The organism is Pseudomonas sp. GW456-L12, from assembly GCF_059424045.1.
In genome coordinates, this window is sequence record NZ_JBWKZA010000015.1 from 131067 (window position 1) to 148897 (window position 17831).

The window sequence follows — 17831 nt, forward strand, 5'->3', positions numbered from 1 at the left end:
TCGAATAATTCCCGGTGGCCGTCAGATGGTCATCGGGGTTCCGTTCCTCTGGCTGTTCCTGTTCTTCATGCTGCCGTTCTTCATCGTCCTGAAGATCAGCTTCGCCGAAGCGGACGTGGCCATTCCGCCGTACACCGAGATCTACAGCTTCATCGACCAGAAGCTGCAGGTGCTGCTCAACCTGGGCAACTACGCGATGCTCGGCGACGACGAACTGTATATCGCCGCCTACCTCGGTTCGCTGAAGATGGCGTTCTTCAGCACGCTGCTGTGCCTGCTGATCGGCTACCCGATGGCCTATGCCATCGCCAGCGCCCGCAAAGAGCTGCAGACCGTGCTGGTGCTGCTGATCATGATGCCGACCTGGACCGCGATCCTGATCCGCGTCTATGCCTGGATGGGCATCCTCAGCAACAACGGCCTGCTCAACGGCTTCCTGATGAGCATGGGCTTGATCGATGAGCCGCTGCAGATCCTCAACACCAACCTGGCGGTGTATATCGGCGTGGTCTATTCGTACCTGCCGTTCATGATCCTGCCGCTCTACGCCAACCTGGTGAAGCACGATACCAGCCTGCTGGAAGCCGCTTCGGACCTGGGTTCGAGCACTTTCAACAGCTTCTGGAAAATCACCGTGCCGCTGTCGAAGAACGGCATCATCGCCGGCTGCATGCTGGTGTTCATCCCGGTGGTGGGCGAGTTCGTGATCCCGGAACTGCTCGGCGGTCCGGAAACCCTGATGATCGGTAAAGTGCTCTGGCAAGAGTTCTTCAACAACCGTGACTGGCCGGTGGCATCGGCCCTGGCAGTAGTGATGCTGGCGATCCTGATTGTGCCGATCATTCTCTTCAACCGCAGTCAGGCCAAAGAAATGGAGGGCAAGGAATGAAGCGCTTCAGTTTCTCGAACCTGATGCTGGTGGTGGGTCTGCTGTTCATCTACCTGCCGATGCTGATCCTGGTGATCTACTCGTTCAACGCCTCCAAGCTGGTGACGGTCTGGGGCGGCTGGTCGGTGAAGTGGTACGTCGGGCTGCTGGACAACTCGCAACTGATGGGCTCGGTGGTGCGCTCCCTGGAGATCGCCTGCTACACCGCGATCGCCGCGGTAGCCCTGGGTACCCTGGCGGCCTTCGTGCTGACCCGTATCACCCACTTCAAGGGCCGCACCCTGTTCGGCGGCCTGGTCACCGCGCCGCTGGTGATGCCGGAAGTGATCACCGGCCTGTCGCTGTTGCTGCTGTTCGTGGCCATGGCGCAGATGATCGGCTGGCCGCAGGAACGCGGCATCGTCACCATCTGGATCGCCCACACCACGTTCTGCGCGGCCTATGTGGCGGTCGTGGTGTCGGCGCGTCTGCGCGAGCTGGACCTGTCCATCGAAGAGGCGGCCATGGACCTCGGCGCGCGGCCGTGGAAGGTGTTCTTCCTGATCACCATCCCGATGATCGCGCCATCGCTGGCGGCCGGCGGCATGATGTCCTTCGCCCTGTCCCTGGACGACCTGGTGCTGGCGAGCTTCGTCTCCGGCCCGGGCTCCACCACCTTGCCAATGGAAGTGTTCTCGGCGGTGCGCCTGGGGGTGAAACCGGAGATCAACGCCGTGGCCAGCCTGATCCTGCTGGCGGTGTCGCTGGTGACCTTCCTGGTCTGGTACTTCAGCCGCCAGGCCGAAGAGCGGCGCAAGCGCGCCATCCAGCAAGCCATCGAAGAGGCCGCGGCCGATTCCTGGAAACAGCCGGACGTGCGCCGCGCACAGGCCCCGGAAGCGGCCTGATACGCGCCAGCCGCAAGGCGTTGACCGCGACAAGACATCGCCCCTGTTCAGGGGCGATGTCGTTTTCGGGGGTGGCCCCGGCCTTGAGTGCCGCGTCGACTGGATCGCCAGCCAAGCTGGCTGCTGCGGGTCAGGCGTCGTTCACCACAGGGGTTACTGCGCCGTCCGCGCGGGCAACAGCTTCAGAGTGCTGTGGGTATTGGCCGTGACCTCTTCTTCGTTGAAGTGCGCCTGCTGGTACACCCCTTCGATATAAGCCTCGGCCTGATCCTGATAGTGCTTGTCGAACAGCACGCCGCTTTGCCCGACCGGGTTGATGCTCAGGCTGTGGGCCGGATCGGCGAAGTCGATCAGGCGCCGGGTGGACGGACCATAGGTCACCGGCCAGGGCGCCGGGCCGATCTTGGCCGATTGATTGTTCGGCACTTCGTGGGTGCCCGGTGCGGCGAACGGGCCGACGTTGAACACCCGGTCCAGGGGCTTCTGCAGGCCCAGCGGATGACCGTGGGTCAGGGTATGCGCCTGGCCCCACAGCCATTTCGTCGAGTCGTCGCCAAAGGTCGCCTTGAGATGAGCGAGGCTGGCGCGCCAGGCGACCCTGACGGTGTCGGCGCGGCTTTCGTGGCCCAGGGTGTTGCGGTTGTCCCACCACGGCGAGTCGGCGGAGGCGGCCAGGCGTGGCAGCGCGGCGTCGATCACCCGGGTGGACAGCAGGGTGTCGAAGAAGGCGTCGCCCAGCTCGTCATGGAAGGCCGCGTCGGTGAGGTTGAACAGGAACTGGTTGAACAGGGTGGCGCTGGTGGAGTCCAGCGGGTAGTCGCCTTTCCACTGCGCCAGTTGCTCCACCAGCTTGAGCTCCTGCGGGTCGCTCACTACTTCGCGCAGGATTGGCAGCAGCGGCGCCAGCAGGCGCGGGCCATAGGCGGTGGTGGTGCCCAGCTGGAGTTTCTGGCTGGCGTCGATATCCCATTTCACGCTCTTGTCGCCGAGCTGGCGGTCCAGTTGCTGGCCACGGTCGGCGAGGTTGTAGTAGCCGGGAATCTCCATGCCGGTGGGTGAGACCGGCTGGAAGTTGGCCGAAACGATATAGCCGCGCGCCGGGTTTTCTTCCTGCGGGTTGGCACTGAACGGGTAGAAGCCCTCCTTATCTGCCAGCGAAGTGCTGCCGTCGAGGATGAACGTGCCCTTGGCGCCGATCGGGCGTTTTGGCAGCAGTGCCGCGGCCCACCAGCCGATGTCGCCCTTGGCGTTGGCCCAGACGATGTTCAAGCCCGGCGCCTGGACCTTGGACGCGGCACTGCGGGCCTTGGCCAGGGTGTCGGCGCGGTTGAGCTGGTAGAAGCCGTCGAGGATCGGGTTCGGCGTTTCGAGGAAGGCCCACCACATGGCGATCGGCGTCTTGCCGGCATTGGCCCCGAGCACATCGTTGATGATCGGCCCGTGGGGCGACTGGCGCAGGATCTGGGTGACCGGCGGCTGGCCCTTCACCGCAATCTGCTGCTCGCTGTTGACCAGGTCGACCCACTTGCCGCGGTACCAGACCTGGTTGGCGTTGTTCGGGTTGACCTTCTCGGCGATCAGGTCCAGATCGTCGTTCTGGAACATGGTCAGGCTCCAGCCGAAGTCCAGGTTGTGGCCGAGAAAGGCGAAGGGCACCAGCGCCTGGTGATGACCGTAGAGTTCGAAGCCTGGTGCCGACAGCTGGGCCTCGTACCACACCGACGGCACCGCGAAGCGGATGTGCGGGTCGCCGGCCAGCAACGGTTTGCCGCTCTTGGTGCGGCTGCCGGACACCGCCCAGGCGTTGCTGCCCTCGAATTGCGGCAGGCCGGCGTCGGCCAGGGCCTGCTCGCTCAGCCGGGCGATGGCGCCCAGGTCCTGCCAGTCGCTGGCGGCCAGGCTTGGCGCCAGCGGGCCACGACCCTTGGCCAGGGCGCCCTTGGGCTGCCAGTCGAGGTCGAAGACTTTCAGGTAGTCGCTGCCGAGCTGGTCGCGCACGTAGGTCAGCAGCGGCTCGGTGCGGAAGGCCGCGGCGAAGCTGTAGGCCATGTAGCCGGCGACGCTGATGCTGTCTTCGGCAGTGAAGGAACGCTTGGGAATGCCGAGGACATCAAATTCGATCGGTTGCGGATGGCTGTTCTGATACTGGTTGATCCCGTCCAGGTAGGCTTGCAGGCCCTTCCAGGCAGGGGACTGGCGATCCAGCCCGGCGACGTAGCTGTCGGCGCGCTCGCGGATGCGCAGGCTGCGGAACAGTTTGTCGGTGTCGAGCAGTTTGGGGCCGAGTACCTCGGCCAGCTCGCCGCGGGCCAGGCGCCGCATGACTTCCATCTGGAACAGCCGGTCCTGGGCGTGGACATAACCCAGCGCGCGGTACAGGTCGGTTTCATTTTCCGCGCGGATATGCGGCACGCCGCGTTCGTCGTAGCGCACCGTGACCGAGCCCTGCAGGCGCTCCAGTTCGACCTGGCCCTGGCGCGACGGCTGCTTGCTGTACAGGTACCAGCCCCCTCCCGCGGCAAGGGCAAGGATCAGGACGACGAGTACGGTCAGGCTGCGTTTCATGGTGACTCCTTGTTCTTTCTGCGATTTGCCTGCCGTGGGGAAGGCAAACATTTAGCACAGGCCTTCTGTGCCGGGCATCCGTTGTCTGGGAAAAGTCAGGAATGCCTTAATCCGTCTGTTTCGGCCATGGACAATAACAGCCCACCGCCAAGGTGTGGGTGGCGCTGACCGCGCGGCCTTCGTGCAGGGCCTGGAGGATAGGTTCGATAAAGCTGTTGCTGGAATTGCAGGTCAGGCCTTCGCTGTAGGGGCCGAAATAGGCCAGGGTGCCATTGCGGTCCCAGATCGCCACGGCCGGGCTGGCGGGGATCTGCTCCGAGCCGGGCAAGCCGTCGAGGATTTTCAGGCGGCTCAGGGTGGTGGGCAACTGGCCGTGGCTGCCGGCCTTCTGCACCGAGTAGAACTCCACGCCCTGTGGGCCGTAGTGTTCGATCAGCTCGGCCAGGTGCTGCTGGTTACCGACATTGCACGGGCAGGCCGGGTCCCAGAAATGCACCAGGCGGATGGCACCTTCGCCGGCCAGCCCGGGCGGCAGTTGCAGCGGGTCGCCGGAAAACACCGCGGTGTGTTCGCTGAAGGTGCGCAGGAAGCGTCCCTGGAACCAGTCGTAGGCGACCCACAGCACCCCGGCGCACAGGAGGGCGAGCAGGCTGGCAAGCAGGGTCGTGCGGTAGGGCAGACGCATACGGATCATTCCTCGAAGGTCGCGTAGCTTGCCATGCTTGCCCCGACAGATGAATATCGCAGGCCGATAAAGCCTGTTTCGCGTTCCGCGCCACCCTGGGAAACCCCTTATGCCTGCGACCTTCGACCCCGACCTTCTGCGCGCCAGCCTGCGGCCCTTGGCCGAGGCGCAGCCGCTCTCGGCCCAGGCGCAGGCCTATCAGCGTTTCTATGGGCTGGATCTGCCGGTCAAGCGTGGGCTGGGGCGTTTCGCGGTCGGCGGTTTTGAGGTGGTCGGCCAGGTCTGGTGGCCCGAGCAGCCAGTGGCGACCTTGTTTCTGTTGCACGGTTTCTACGATCACATGGGCTTGTACCGGCATGTGATCGAGTGGGCGCTGCAGCGGCAGTGGGCGGTGATTGCCTGCGACCTGCCGGGTCACGGCCTGTCCAGCGGCGAGCGCGCCAGCATCGATGATTTCGCGGTGTACCAGGCGGTGCTGCAAGGCTTGTTCGACGAAGCCCGGTCCCTCGATCTGCCCCAGCCCTGGCACCTGTGCGGGCAAAGCACGGGCGGGGCGATCGTGATCGATCACTTGCTCAACCAGGGCGCGCAGAGCCCGGCCCAGGGCCAGGTGATCCTGCTCTCGCCGCTGGTGCGCCCGCGTGCCTGGGGCTGGTCGAAGCTCAGCTATTACATGCTCCGGCCTTTCGTCAAAGGCATCGCCCGGCGCTTCAGCGAGAACTCCACCGACCCCGATTTCCTGCCGTTCCTGCAGCGCGACCCGTTGCAACCCCTGCGCCTGCCGACTGCCTGGGTCGGCGCGCTGGCGCAGTGGATCAAGCGCATCGAGCTGGCCCCGCGCAGCAGCCGGCAGCCGCTGATCGTTCAGGGGCAGGCGGACATGACAGTGGATTGGCAGCACAACCTGCAGGTGATCCGGCAGAAGTTCCAGCAGCCCCAGGTGCTGATGCTGCCCGAGGCGCGGCATCACCTGGCGAACGAGGCGGCGCGCATTCGCCAGGAATACTTCGCCTTCCTGAACCAGCATCTTTGAAGGTATTCACGCGCCTGTAGCCGCTGCCGCAGGCTGCGACAGGTCCGCAGGACCTCAGTGGTCGCAAGATCGGCGCGACCGTACCGGTGATCGTCCGAACGCGGCCCGAGCCTGCGGCAGCGGCTACAAGGGGCGCCTAGGGCGCGAGGCTCGAGGTGCTCTGGCCGACGGCCAGCCCGGCGCGGATCGCGGCGAGGGCGGCTTGGTAGTAGGCCTTGCCTTCGGCGGACTCAGCGAAGTTGGCGAACTCTTCCAGCTCGGGGTCGGACAGGTCGCGATAGACGTACAGCAGGGTGTTGTTCAGGTCGTTGCCGATCTGCACCATCAGCCGCTGGCGCTGGCCGTTGAGCATGTTCTGCGCCTGGCCGGCACCCAGCAGGCCGGGGATCATCTGGCTCAGGCTGTCGGCAGCCACCCCGGCGATGGCCAGGCTGACTTCCGCGCCGGCTTCACGGGCCGGCAGCGCCTGGGCCAGGTGGCCGATAATCAATTGACGGGTATCGCTGGCCTGCATCTTCGGCAGGCCCTGGGCATTCTTCGCCAGTTGGTCGCGGCGGGTCGCCAGCAGTTCGGCGGCAACGATCTTGCGCCCCAGCGGCGACTGGAAAAACGCCAGGGCCGGTTTCGGATCGGCGAGATTCTGCCGCAACTGCGTCTGGGCGCGGCGGTCCATGGCCTGCGGCGCGAAGCGCTGGTTGCTGTTATTGACCAGGGCCTGATAGACCGCTGGTGGCAGGCTATTCTGGTAACGCTGCTGGGCGGCGGTAAGAGCATCGTTGAAATGCGCGCGTTGTTCCGGCCAGCCGGCGACCTTGTACAACTGGTCGTGGCCGTCTGCCCAGGCGGGCAACACACAGAACATCAACAGTGAAAAAAGCAAACGGCGCATAAGGACTCCTGTCGGCAGCCCACTATTCTCCGGGGCGAGGCGATGGTTGTCGAGAATTCGTATCAGGTTCAGTACGCAAACTGTCCGATCGAACGACGAACAGAGGCAGCGCCAGGCTGCTTGGTCAGAATTATCTCGCGGATCTGTCGGATTCATCTGGGTGTGGATACTATGCGCGCCATGCAAATACCCTCTGATCACCCCCTGCTGTTACGCATTGTCGATGACCTGGCCACCCGTGGCTGGTCGCAGCAGAACATCTTCCTGCCAGAAGCCCTGACCCTGGAGCTGGCGGCCGAGTGCCGCAAGCGCGCGGCCGAAGGCGAGCTGGCGCCAGCGGCGGTTGGCCGTGGCCCGGCGCAGGAGATTCGCGAGGGGATCCGTGGCGATCATATCCAGTGGCTCGAGCCCGGCCAGGCCGACTGCTGCGATACCTACCTGGGCTTGATGGACAGCCTGCGCGAGGCGCTGAACCGCGGGCTGTTCCTCGGCCTGGAAGACTTCGAAAGCCATTTCGCGCTGTACCCACCAGGAGCGTTCTACCTCAAGCACGTCGACCGTTTCCGCGACGATGACCGGCGCATGGTATCGGCGGTGATCTACCTCAACCAGGACTGGCTGCCGGAGCAGGGCGGGCAACTGCGCATGTACTTCGATGGCGAGAGCGAATACGACGTGGATCCCGCCGGCGGCCGGCTGGTGGTGTTCCTCTCCGGCGAGGTGCCCCACGAAGTCCTGCCCGCGACCCGGGAGCGCCTGTCCTTGACGGGCTGGTTCCGCCGTCGTGGCAACGAGCCGTTCTGATCATGCACAAGATCCTGGTCAGTCGCTGCCTGTTGGGCCATCGCGTGCGTTACGACGGGGCGGCCAGCGGGCCGTTCGATCAATTGGCGCGCTGGCAGGCCGAGGGCCGGGTGGTTGCGCTGTGCCCGGAAGTCGCCGGCGGCTTGCCGACGCCACGGGCGGCCGCGGAAATACCCGGCGGGCAGGGCGGTGAAGTGCTCGATGGCCTGGCGCGGGTCATCACCACCGAGGGCGAGGATGTCAGCGCCGAGTTCCTCAGCGGCGCCCGGCAGGCGCTGGAGTTGGTACGCGAGCATGGGATTCGCATCGCCGTGCTCAAGGCCAACAGCCCGTCCTGCGGCAACCTGCTGACCTATGACGGCAGCTTCAGCGGGGTCAAGGTCAGCGGCGAGGGCGTCACCGCCGCCTTGCTCAAGCGCGCCGGGGTGCAAGTGTTCAGCGAGCTGGAACTGGGCGAGGCCGCCGCAGCCCTGGCGGCGCTCTAGCCCCTGTAGCCGCTGCCGCAGGCTGCGAAAGGTCCGCAGGACCTCGGCGATATCAAGTTTTCCGCGGCTGCAGCCTTGCGGCAGCGACTACAACATCAAGGCTTGGGGGGCTTGCTCGCATCCATGCCGAACCATTTTTCCGACAACGCCATCAACCGGCCATCGGCCTTGATGCGCTGCAGCGCGCCATCGAGGCTCGCCTGGAACGCCGGGTTACCTTTCTGGAACGGGATCGCCAGGCTCAGGGTCGGCCCGACCTTGGCGCCTTCCTTCACCGGCAAGCGGCTGTCGCGAATGGCGTAGGGGATCAGCAGGCGGTCGCTGATGGCCGCGTCGAGCTGCTTGTCGGCCACATCCTTGATGGGTTGCTGGGCGTTCGGGTAGCTGCGCAGGTCGATGCCTTCAACGGTGCGTGCCTGCTCGGCGAACTGGCTGCCCTGGGCCACGCCGAGGGCCTGGCCCTGGAGCGCCTGCAGGCTGCCCAGCGCGCGCTCTTCTTCCTTGCGTACGATCAATTGTGCGCTGGAATAACTGTAAGGCTCGCTGAAGTCGAAACGATCCTTGAGTTCCGGGGTCATTGCTACGTGATTGATGGCGATGTCGTAGCGGCCGCTTTCGACGCCAGGTAGCAGGTCGGCAGCGTCGGCGACCACGAAGTCCGCCCGCACATCCAGTTCCCGGGCGAGCAGTTGGCCCAGCTCGACTTCGAAGCCGGTGAGTTTGCCGTCGTCCTTGAAGTTGAAGGGCGGGGTGTTGGCTTCCAGCGCGATACGCAGTTCCCCGCGATCGTTCACATCGTCGATCAGTTCGGCTTGAGCGTAAGTGCTCACAAGAGGTAGCAAAAGTATCAGGCCAGGCAGGAAACGCATGGTCACTCCTTGAATTTATATGTGCGATGCGCTGTTCAGGCTCGCTTTGCTATGGTGTTGATTGCCCTTCGACAACGATATGCCACGAAGTTGTCATAACCGTACCGATTTTGCGGAAAAACTGGAGAATAGAATGAAAACCTTTATATCTCGTGCTGCATTGGCCGGCCTGCTGCTGGGGGCCTCGATGCTGGCTTCTGCGGATATGCCTCGCACCAAGGCGCCGGAAGGTGCTTCTGTATTTATCGTCACCCCGGTCAATGGCGATACCGTGGCCAAGACCTTCAAGGTCAAGTTCGGCGTCAGCGACATTTCCCTGGCGCCCGCCGGCGACCAGACTCCGCACACCGGGCACCACCACCTGCTGGTCGACGTCGACAAGCTGCCAGCGGAAAACATGCCGATCCCGGCCGACGCCCAGCATATCCACTTCGGCAAGGCCCAGACCGAAACCGAGCTGACCCTGGCCCCGGGCAAGCACACCCTGCAACTGGAGCTGGGCGACAAGAACCACGTGCCGTTCGACCCGCCAATCGTTTCGGAAAAGATCACCATCACCGTCAAGTAAGCGCGGACGGTAAAAACTGCCTGTAAACGAAACTGCCTGTAAATAAAAAGGGAGGCCCCAGGGCCTCCCTTTTTATTGCCAGCGAGTGCTTAGAACAGCACGCGGCTGCGGATGGTGCCGTTGACGTGTTGCAGCTTCTCTTGCGCCAGCTCCGAGTATTCGGCGTCGACGTCGATCACCACGTAGCCAACCTTCTCGTTGGTCTGCAGGAACTGACCGGAGATGTTGATGCCGTTTTCGGCGAAGACCTTGTTGATCTCGCTCATCACACCCGGGATGTTCTCGTGGATGTGCAGCAGGCGGTGCTTGCCAGGGTGAGCCGGCAGGGCCACTTCCGGGAAGTTCACGGACGATACCGAAGTACCGTTGTCGCTGTACTTGACCAGCTTCTCCGCCACTTCCAGGCCGATGTTGGCCTGGGCTTCGGCGGTCGAGCCGCCGATGTGCGGGGTCAGGATCACGTTGTCCAGGCCGCGCAGCGGGCTTTCGAACTCTTCGTCGTTGGAGCGTGGCTCCACCGGGAACACGTCGATGGCGGCGCCGATCAGGTGCTTGTCCTTGATCGCTGCGGCCAGGTGGTCCAGTTCGACCACGGTGCCGCGGGCGGCGTTGATCAGGATGCCGCCTTTCTTGATGGCGCGGATTTCCTTCTCGCCGATCATCCACTGGGTGGCAGCGGTTTCCGGAACGTGCAGGGTGACGATGTCGGACATGCCCAGCAGCTCGTGCAGGTTGCCGACCTGGGTGGCGTTACCCAGTGGCAGCTTGGTCACGGTGTCGTAGAAGAACACCTGCATGCCCAGGCCTTCGGCCAGGACCGACAGTTGGGTGCCGATCGAGCCGTAGCCGACGATGCCCAGCTTCTTGCCACGGATCTCGAAGGAGTTGGCCGCGCTCTTGATCCAGCCGCCACGGTGGCAGGAGGCGTTCTTCTCTGGGATACCGCGCAGCAGCAGGATCGCTTCGGCCAGCACCAGTTCGGCTACGGAACGGGTGTTGGAGTACGGTGCGTTGAACACCGCGATACCGCGCTCGCGAGCCGCGTCGAGGTCGACCTGGTTGGTGCCGATGCAGAAGCAGCCAACAGCGACGAGCTTCTTCGCGTGATCGAAGATTTCTTCAGTCAGTTGGGTGCGGGAGCGAATGCCGATGAAGTGCGCATCGGCGATCTTTTCCTTCAGCTGGGCTTCCGGCAGAGAACCGGTGAGGTACTCGATACTGGTGTAGCCCGCGGCCTTGAGGACGTCGACAGCCGATTGGTGGACGCCTTCGAGAAGAAGGAACTTGATCTTGCTCTTATCGAGAGAAGTCTTGCTCATCTGCGTAAACCTGTGTCCCGGAGAAAAATGGCAGGAAATGGTCAACAGATGCTGACCCGGACGGCAGGAAAGCCGTCGCCGCAGAACGCCCTTCGGCACTATTCTGCGGGGGGTCGTATGCTAGCATACGGACCCCGCGAAACACTCGTTCCTGCGACGTGAAGCGTTCTCAGGATGACCATGAATTGTTCGAGAGTTCTGTCGATGACCAATCCTGCGCTGATTGATGAGCTGAAGACCCTGGTCGAGGCTGGCAAGGTCCTGACCGATGCCGACTCCCTGAATGCTTACGGCAAGGATTGGACCAAACACTTCGCCCCGGCGCCGAGCGCCATCGTCTTTCCCAAGACCATCGAGCAGGTCCAGGCCATCGTGCGCTGGGCCAACCGGCACCAGGTCGCGCTGGTGCCGTCCGGCGGTCGTACCGGCCTGTCGGCTGCCGCCGTGGCGGCCAATGGCGAAGTGGTGGTGTCTTTCGACTACATGAACCAGATCCTCGACCTGAACCTGACCGACCGCACCGCGGTCTGCCAGCCGGGCGTGGTGACCGAGCAGTTGCAGAACCGCGCCGAAGAAAGCGGCCTGTATTACCCGGTGGACTTCGCTTCCGCCGGTTCCAGCCAGATTGGCGGAAATATCGCCACCAATGCTGGCGGGATCAAGGTGATTCGCTACGGCATGACCCGCAACTGGGTGGCCGGCCTGAAAGTGGTCACCGGCAAGGGCGACCTGCTGGAGTTGAACAAGGACCTGGTCAAGAACGCCACCGGCTACGACCTGCGCCAGCTGTTCATCGGCGCCGAGGGCACCCTGGGCTTCGTGGTCGAGGCCACCATGCGCCTGGAGCGCGCGCCGAACAACCTCACGGCGATGGTGCTCGGTACGCCGGATTTCGACTCGATCATGCCGGTGCTGCATGCCTTCCAGGGCAAGCTCGACCTGACCGCCTTCGAATTTTTCTCCGACAAGGCCCTGGCCAAGATCCTCGGCCGCGGCGACGTCCCGGCGCCGTTCGAGACCGACTGCCCGTTCTATGTGCTGCTGGAGTTCGAAGCCAGCAACGAGGACGTGGCCAACGATGCCCTGGCCACCTTCGAGCATTGCGTGGAGCAGGGCTGGGTGCTGGACGGCGTGATGAGCCAGAGCGAGCAGCAACTGCAGAACCTGTGGAAGTTGCGCGAGTACATCTCCGAGACCATCTCGCACTGGACCCCGTACAAGAACGACATTTCGGTCACGGTGTCGAAGGTGCCGGCTTTCCTGAAGGATATTGACGCGATCGTCGCGAAAAACTACCCGGACTTCGAAGTGGTCTGGTATGGCCACATCGGCGACGGCAACCTGCACCTGAACATCCTCAAGCCGGACGACCTGAGCAAGGACGAGTTCTTCGCCAAGTGCGCCACCGTCAACAAGTGGGTGTTCGAGACTGTCGAGAAGTACAACGGCTCGATTTCCGCCGAGCACGGGGTGGGTATGACCAAGCGCGATTACCTGACCTACAGCCGTTCGCCGGTGGAAATCGACTACATGAAGGCGGTCAAGGCGGTGTTCGACCCGAACGGCATCATGAACCCGGGCAAGATTTTCGCTGTTTGACCTAAGGGTCACTCAAGCAGCGGTACCTGATGAACCAAACGAGCAGGAGTCGGTAATGAGCTATCAGCACCAGTATGTCGACGGTACCCGTATTCATTTCCCGGTCGGCAAGATCGTGTGCATCGGGCGCAACTATGCCGAGCACGCCAAGGAACTGGACAATCCGGTGCCGACCGAGCCGCTGCTGTTTATCAAGCCGGGCAGTTGCGTGGTGCCGTTGGAAGGCGGTTTTGCCATCCCCACCGAGCGTGGCTCCGTGCATTACGAGGCGGAAATCGCGGTATTGATCGGCAAGCCACTGTCGACCCAGCCCAGCCGCGAAGAAGTGCTGGATGCCATCTCCGGTTTCGCCCCGGCCCTGGACCTGACCCTGCGCGACAAGCAGGCCGAGCTCAAGGCCAAGGGCCTGCCCTGGGAAATCTCCAAGTGCTTCGACGGCGCCTGCGTGCTGGCGCCCTTTGTGGTCGGCAGTACGTTCCCGGACCTGACCGACATCAATATTCGCCTGACCATCAACGGCGAGGTCCGTCAGGACGGCAACAGCAGCATCATGCTCAACCCGATCGTACCGATGATCCAGTACATGGCCGGCTGCTTCTCCCTGCAGGCGGGCGACGTGATCCTGACCGGTACGCCGGTGGGCGTCGGTCCGCTGAACGTGGGCGACGAGCTGGTGCTGGAGCTGCCGGGCGTCAGCCGCTTCGAAAGTCGGGTTAGCTGATCCAGCGGTTTTCGACGCGAGGCTCGCCTGCAATGGGCGGGCCTCTTCAGCGAAAGGGCCGGCGCCTCGGGCATTTCCGAACTTTTGCCGTTTTTTTCACATCCGTTCTGGATAATTTTCCGATTACAGACGTCTGAGTCTGCCCCGATGTGCTATTACCCATAGCTGGTTTTCTGGAACGCGCTCCCATGTCCGTGCCTCACACCCCCGAGCTTCAAACTGTTCGCCGCCGCGGATTGTTCGCCATGCGCTGGTATTCCTGGCTGTTGCTGGCGGGCATCGTGAGCTATGGCGTCGCGATTGCCATGCACTGGGACGACCGTGGCCTGCTCTGGGTGCTGGAGCGTTTCGAAACCCCGGCCGAGCGCCAGGAAAGTGTCTGGCTGCCGGATTACCGCGCGGTCATCGACGCCAAGGTACTGCCGGGCATGGAGAAGGACGAGGCCTCCGACCTGGCCTACAACCCGCAGACCAAGACCCTGTTTGCGGTGATGGGCAAGAACCCGTTCCTGGTCGAGTTGAACCTGCAGGGCGATGTGCTGCGCAAGATGCCGCTGGTGGGCTGGAGCAACCCGGAAGGGGTGACGGTCATGGGGAACGGCCTGCTGGGGATTGTCGACGAGCGCGATCACCTGCTGACCATCGTCAAGGTAGATGCCAATACCCGCGAGCTGAATATTTCCGACTTCCCGAAATACGACCTGGGGCCTTCGCAGGACCAGAACAAGGCATTCGAAGCCGTGGCCTGGGATGCGCGCAAGCAGCAGTTGCTGCTGGGCGAGGAGCGTCCGCCGGCGCTGTTCACCTGGAACAGCGACGGCAGCCAGACCCTCAAGGGTGACAAGCAGAAACTGGAAAGCGATGAGCTGGACCTGCGCAACCTGTCCGCCCTGAGCATCGACCCTCGCACCGGTCATACCCTGGTGCTGTCCGCCGATTCGCACATGTTGCTGGAGCTGGACGAAACCGGCGAGCAAGTCAGCTTCATGACCTTGCTGGGCGGTTTCAATGGCCTCAAAGACACCATTCCGCGGGCCGAGGGCGTGGCCATGGATGAGCAGGGCAACCTGTACATGGTCAGCGAACCCAACCTGTTCTATCGCTTTGAGAAGCACTGATTCAGAGGTTTCTGGCGGCAAAAGGCCATGATCCGGCATACGCCCGCTGCGATTAAGTTTAAATTCATCCGGCTGTGATATTTCATCCGCCTGATTTGTATTTGAGCTTGCCAGCATGCGTCGACTCGCCTATCCCAAACCGCTGTTCCTCCTCCTGTGTTTTATCGTGCTGGTGCTGCTGGGCATTGCCGGGCAGCACCACCGCTACTTCGAGCGCCTGTGGTTCAACTGGCGGGTCATGTCGCAGCCGGCCAACACCGATGCCATTGGCCTTGATGGCTATCGGGTGACTCTCGAAGCACAAAAGATCGAAGGCCTGGATGACGTCTCGGCGCTGACCTACGATCCGGTGCGCAAAAGCCTGTTCACCGTGACCAACAAGAATGCCGAGCTGATCGAGCTGTCGCTCGACGGGCGCATTCTGCGGCGCATCGCCCTGACCGGGTTTGGCGACCCGGAAGCGGTCGAGTTCATCAGCGCCGACACCTACGTGATCACCGACGAGCGCCAGCAGCGGCTGATCAAGATCCATCTGGAGGAGGACACGGTGTTCCTCGACGCGGCGGACGCCGAGCAGATGACCCTGGGTGTGCACATGAGCGGCAACAAGGGCTTCGAGGGCCTGGCCTACGATTCGGTGGGCAAGCGCCTGTTCGTCGCCAAGGAACGCGACCCGATGCTGATCTACGAGGTCAAGGGTTTCCCGCATTACGACCCGGAGAAATCCTACGCGGTGCATGTGGTCAACAACCCCAAGCGCGATGCCGGGTTGTTCGTGCGTGACCTGTCCAGCCTGCAATACGACGAGCGCACCGGGCATCTGCTGGCGCTGTCGGATGAATCGTGGCTGGTGCTGGAGCTGGACGTGGATGGCCGGCCGCTGAGCACCATGTCGCTGCGCAAGGGCCGGCAAGGCTTGCAGGCCACGGTGCCGCAGGCCGAAGGCATTGCCATGGACGACGACGGCACCCTGTACCTGGTCAGCGAACCGAACCTGTTCTACGTCTTCAAGAAACCCGCCCCGTAGCCCTGTAGCCCTGTAGCCGCTGCCGAGCCCGCGAGGCTGCGCCCGGGCGCGCAGCGGCCGCAAACCAGACAACCCCAACCTCCCAGACCGTCCGCATACCCCGAACCTGCGAGGACTGCGTCGCAATACCGCCCACCTCGTACGCAGTCTCGCAGCCTCGCCAGCGGCTACCAACGCGCGTTCAAAACTGCCACTGCACACCGAGGGAGTAGCCGGTCTGGCTGCCTTCGGCGTGGCCGATCCGGCCGTTGACCTCGGCGTACAGCCCCAGCTGCGGGGTGATCGCCAGCTGGCTGCCGAGCTGGGCGCGGCCGAAGCTCTTGTCCACGCCGCCCAGGCGAGCCACGCGCACTTGACCATCGGCGCGGCTGGTCAGGTCCAGGTCGTCCAGGCGGCCATCCGCCAACTCCTTGACCCAGGCCAGGTCGCCATAGGGCAGCAGGCTCATGCCGTAAGGCAGGGCCACGGCGCCGCGAACACGCCAGCCGAGGCTGGCCTCCAGCGAATCGAATGATTGCTCCTCATAACTCAGCGCCGTGCGCAGGTCCTGCTTCTCGTGGAAGCGGTCGATGCGGTAGTGGGTGTAATCGAGGCCGGCGAAGGGGCCGCTCTTGATTGCACCGAAGTCCAGGTCGTAACCGCCGAGCATGCGGGCGCCCAGTGTCAGGGCGTCGGTATCGCCCGTCAGTTTCTGGTTCAGCAGCACCGGGCCGCCGTTGGCCTGGATCACCAGGTTGCGCTTGGACTCGAAGCGGGTGCGCCCGACGCTCAGGTCGCCGGCCAGCCATTGCGGGCCGCCATCATTGAGCAAGGCGTAGACCGCCGCCTGCCAGGTATCGCTGTCGAGCTTGCCGCGGTGCTCGAGTCTGTCGCGACCGTTCTGGTAGCTGAGGCTGGCGCCGACATTCAGGCTCGAATTGAGCTGGTAGTCGCCCAAGGCATGCACCCCCAGCCGACGCGCCTCGGGATTGGGCGCGCTGTCGAAACCGCTGTCGGGGCTGTATTCGCCGTCGATGCCGATCTCGCCATCGAAACTGCCGGCTTCCCGGCCCATCGCCTGCAAGGTCAGCCAGCGCCGGTCGTGCAGCCGGACCATGGCCTGATGCTGGCGTTGCAGATGATCCTGCTGGTTGCGCGCCACAGCGCCGCCGGAGGCGGTGGAGGCCAGCAGGTCGGCGTTGGTCAGCTCCAGGACCAGGCGGCTGAGCAGGCGCGAGTAATCGCGCAGGCGCTGGTCGATGCGTTCCTGGCCGAAGGCGTTGGTCAGCACCGCCTTATTGTCCTCGGCGGGATCGTGCCAGGTGGAGCCGCCGGGGATGGCCGGGTTGGTGGTCTGGGTGTAGCCGTCCAGGTCGCCGATTTCCCAGTTGGTGGCCTCGATGTAGAGAATCGGGATGTTCAGCCCTTCGAAGGCTTCGCCGTCGCTGCAGCAGCCGGTGCCCGCGGGGTATGCCGGGTCGAGGCCGGGGTTGGTGAACAGATTGATCTGCAGTTCCCTGGCGATCTGCAGGGTATGTTCGCGCAACGAGGCCAGGGCCGGGTTGGCGCTGCTGTTCTGTCCAGCGTGGGCATACATCATGTCGCCGGTGATCAGGCTGTCGAGGTTGATCATGGCCAGCATGTTGGCGCGCTGGCTGGTGCTGAGGGAATCGACGAACGCCCTGGAGCCGCGCAGGCCTTCTTCCTCGGCGCCGAAGCCGACCACCTGCAAGCCGTTTTCCAGCTGCAGCCCGCCGAGGTTGCGGGCGATTTCGGTCAGCACGCTGGCGCCGGAGCCGTTGTCGTCCAGGCCTTGCAGGGTCGGGCGGCCGAAATAGGTATCGAAGTGCGCGCCGACCACCACGTATTGCGGCTTGGTCCCGGCGGCGTAGGCCACCACGTTTTGCGAGCTGCGGCTGTTGCCGCCGGCGGTCCAGGAAAAGTCCTGGCGGCTGATGCCGTAGGCGCTGCCCATCTGGCTCTGCATCCAGTCGGCGGCACCGGCGAAGTTGGCGGTGCCACGGTAGCGGCCGGGGTAGTCGTTGATCAGTTTGTCGAGGGTGGTGGCGGCGTGTTCGCCGTATTCATAGGCGAAGGCCTGGGTGGACAGCAGAACGCTGGCGAGACTGACGGCAAGCGTGAGGGGCTTGAGCACGGTGATCTTCCTTGAGGGATGAAAAAACGGGGGCAGTTGCACAATGCGCGCCTCATTCCTTGGGCGACCTTGTATTGGCGCATTGCTTAAACCGAACGTCGCCTGGCGTTAATTTGTAACGGATTTGATACCGGAAGTCGTGGGCCGCACTGAGACCTGGTGCGCGAATCCGGATATTTCTGCGGCTAAATGCGGCGAAAAGTAGCGGTAGTGGCGAGGTTGGTGCGGGAGGGCAGGGC

At 63.6% G+C, this 17831-nt stretch carries 16 protein-coding genes; 10 read left to right on the plus strand and 6 right to left on the minus strand.

The features are described 5' to 3' along the window. Positions 1–7: 7 nt before the first annotated feature. A complete protein-coding gene (locus AC07Y9_RS19515) occupies positions 8–889 on the plus strand; it encodes an ABC transporter permease subunit (RefSeq protein WP_169916015.1) in 882 nt (293 codons plus the stop codon). After that, positions 886–1776, plus strand: coding sequence for an ABC transporter permease subunit (locus AC07Y9_RS19520; RefSeq protein WP_023967929.1), 891 nt, complete (start codon positions 886–888; stop codon positions 1774–1776). The genes AC07Y9_RS19515 and AC07Y9_RS19520 overlap by 4 nt, the downstream gene beginning before the upstream one ends. Before the next feature lie 153 nt (positions 1777–1929). Here the strand turns inward: AC07Y9_RS19520 and AC07Y9_RS19525 are convergent, their stop codons facing one another. Next, positions 1930–4341, minus strand: a complete 2412-nt coding sequence (locus AC07Y9_RS19525) for a penicillin acylase family protein (protein WP_102678879.1) — start codon at positions 4339–4341, stop codon at positions 1930–1932. 106 nt (positions 4342–4447) lie between these two features. Beyond that, positions 4448–5026: a DUF6436 domain-containing protein gene (locus AC07Y9_RS19530; RefSeq protein WP_102678878.1), complete on the minus strand. Its 579-nt coding sequence runs from the start codon at positions 5024–5026 to the stop codon at positions 4448–4450. 109 nt (positions 5027–5135) lie between these two features. Here AC07Y9_RS19530 and bipL point away from each other — a divergent pair, with 109 nt between their 5' ends. After that, positions 5136–6059: a phospholipase BipL gene (bipL, locus tag AC07Y9_RS19535; RefSeq protein WP_097134717.1), complete on the plus strand. Its 924-nt coding sequence runs from the start codon at positions 5136–5138 to the stop codon at positions 6057–6059. A gap of 136 nt (positions 6060–6195) precedes the next feature. Here the strand turns inward: bipL and AC07Y9_RS19540 are convergent, their stop codons facing one another. Then, positions 6196–6948, minus strand: a complete 753-nt coding sequence (locus tag AC07Y9_RS19540) for a DUF2059 domain-containing protein (RefSeq protein WP_102678877.1) — start codon at positions 6946–6948, stop codon at positions 6196–6198. Between the two features lie 171 nt (positions 6949–7119). Here AC07Y9_RS19540 and AC07Y9_RS19545 point away from each other — a divergent pair, with 171 nt between their 5' ends. After that, on the plus strand, positions 7120–7752 hold the full coding sequence (locus tag AC07Y9_RS19545; protein WP_009051368.1) for a 2OG-Fe(II) oxygenase: 633 nt from the start codon (positions 7120–7122) through the stop codon (positions 7750–7752). Between the two features lie 2 nt (positions 7753–7754). Next, positions 7755–8237 (plus strand): 2-thiouracil desulfurase family protein, encoded by a 483-nt coding sequence (locus tag AC07Y9_RS19550; RefSeq protein WP_102678876.1) that lies wholly within the window; start codon positions 7755–7757, stop codon positions 8235–8237. Positions 8238–8332: 95 nt separating this feature from the next. On the opposite strand, the gene AC07Y9_RS19555 is transcribed toward AC07Y9_RS19550, so the two are convergent. After that, positions 8333–9106, minus strand: a complete 774-nt coding sequence (locus AC07Y9_RS19555; RefSeq protein ID WP_087092483.1) for a transporter substrate-binding domain-containing protein — start codon at positions 9104–9106, stop codon at positions 8333–8335. A gap of 133 nt (positions 9107–9239) precedes the next feature. Between AC07Y9_RS19555 and AC07Y9_RS19560 the strand changes: the two genes are divergently transcribed. Next, a complete protein-coding gene (locus tag AC07Y9_RS19560) occupies positions 9240–9674 on the plus strand; it encodes a DUF4399 domain-containing protein (RefSeq protein ID WP_102678875.1) in 435 nt (144 codons plus the stop codon). 89 nt (positions 9675–9763) lie between these two features. Here AC07Y9_RS19560 and serA read toward each other — a convergent pair whose 3' ends face one another. Then, positions 9764–10993 (minus strand): phosphoglycerate dehydrogenase, encoded by a 1230-nt coding sequence (gene serA / locus AC07Y9_RS19565; RefSeq protein ID WP_007932850.1) that lies wholly within the window; start codon positions 10991–10993, stop codon positions 9764–9766. A gap of 204 nt (positions 10994–11197) precedes the next feature. Between serA and AC07Y9_RS19570 the strand changes: the two genes are divergently transcribed. From AC07Y9_RS19570 to AC07Y9_RS19585, 4 genes are all read left to right on the plus strand, one after another. Next, positions 11198–12592 carry an FAD-binding oxidoreductase gene (locus tag AC07Y9_RS19570; protein ID WP_087092482.1) on the plus strand — a complete coding sequence of 465 codons (1395 nt, stop codon included), beginning with the start codon at positions 11198–11200 and terminating at the stop codon, positions 12590–12592. Between the two features lie 55 nt (positions 12593–12647). After that, entirely contained in the window at positions 12648–13313 is a 666-nt protein-coding gene (locus tag AC07Y9_RS19575) for a fumarylacetoacetate hydrolase family protein (RefSeq protein ID WP_007932846.1), read from the plus strand. A 188-nt stretch (positions 13314–13501) separates the two neighbouring features. After that, a complete protein-coding gene (locus tag AC07Y9_RS19580; RefSeq protein WP_102678874.1) occupies positions 13502–14431 on the plus strand; it encodes an SdiA-regulated domain-containing protein in 930 nt (309 codons plus the stop codon). 115 nt (positions 14432–14546) lie between these two features. Then, positions 14547–15458, plus strand: a complete 912-nt coding sequence (locus AC07Y9_RS19585; protein ID WP_053263023.1) for an SdiA-regulated domain-containing protein — start codon at positions 14547–14549, stop codon at positions 15456–15458. Positions 15459–15639: 181 nt separating this feature from the next. Here AC07Y9_RS19585 and AC07Y9_RS19590 read toward each other — a convergent pair whose 3' ends face one another. Beyond that, positions 15640–17592, minus strand: a complete 1953-nt coding sequence (locus AC07Y9_RS19590; protein WP_102678873.1) for an autotransporter domain-containing protein — start codon at positions 17590–17592, stop codon at positions 15640–15642. Positions 17593–17831: the final 239 nt, after the last annotated feature.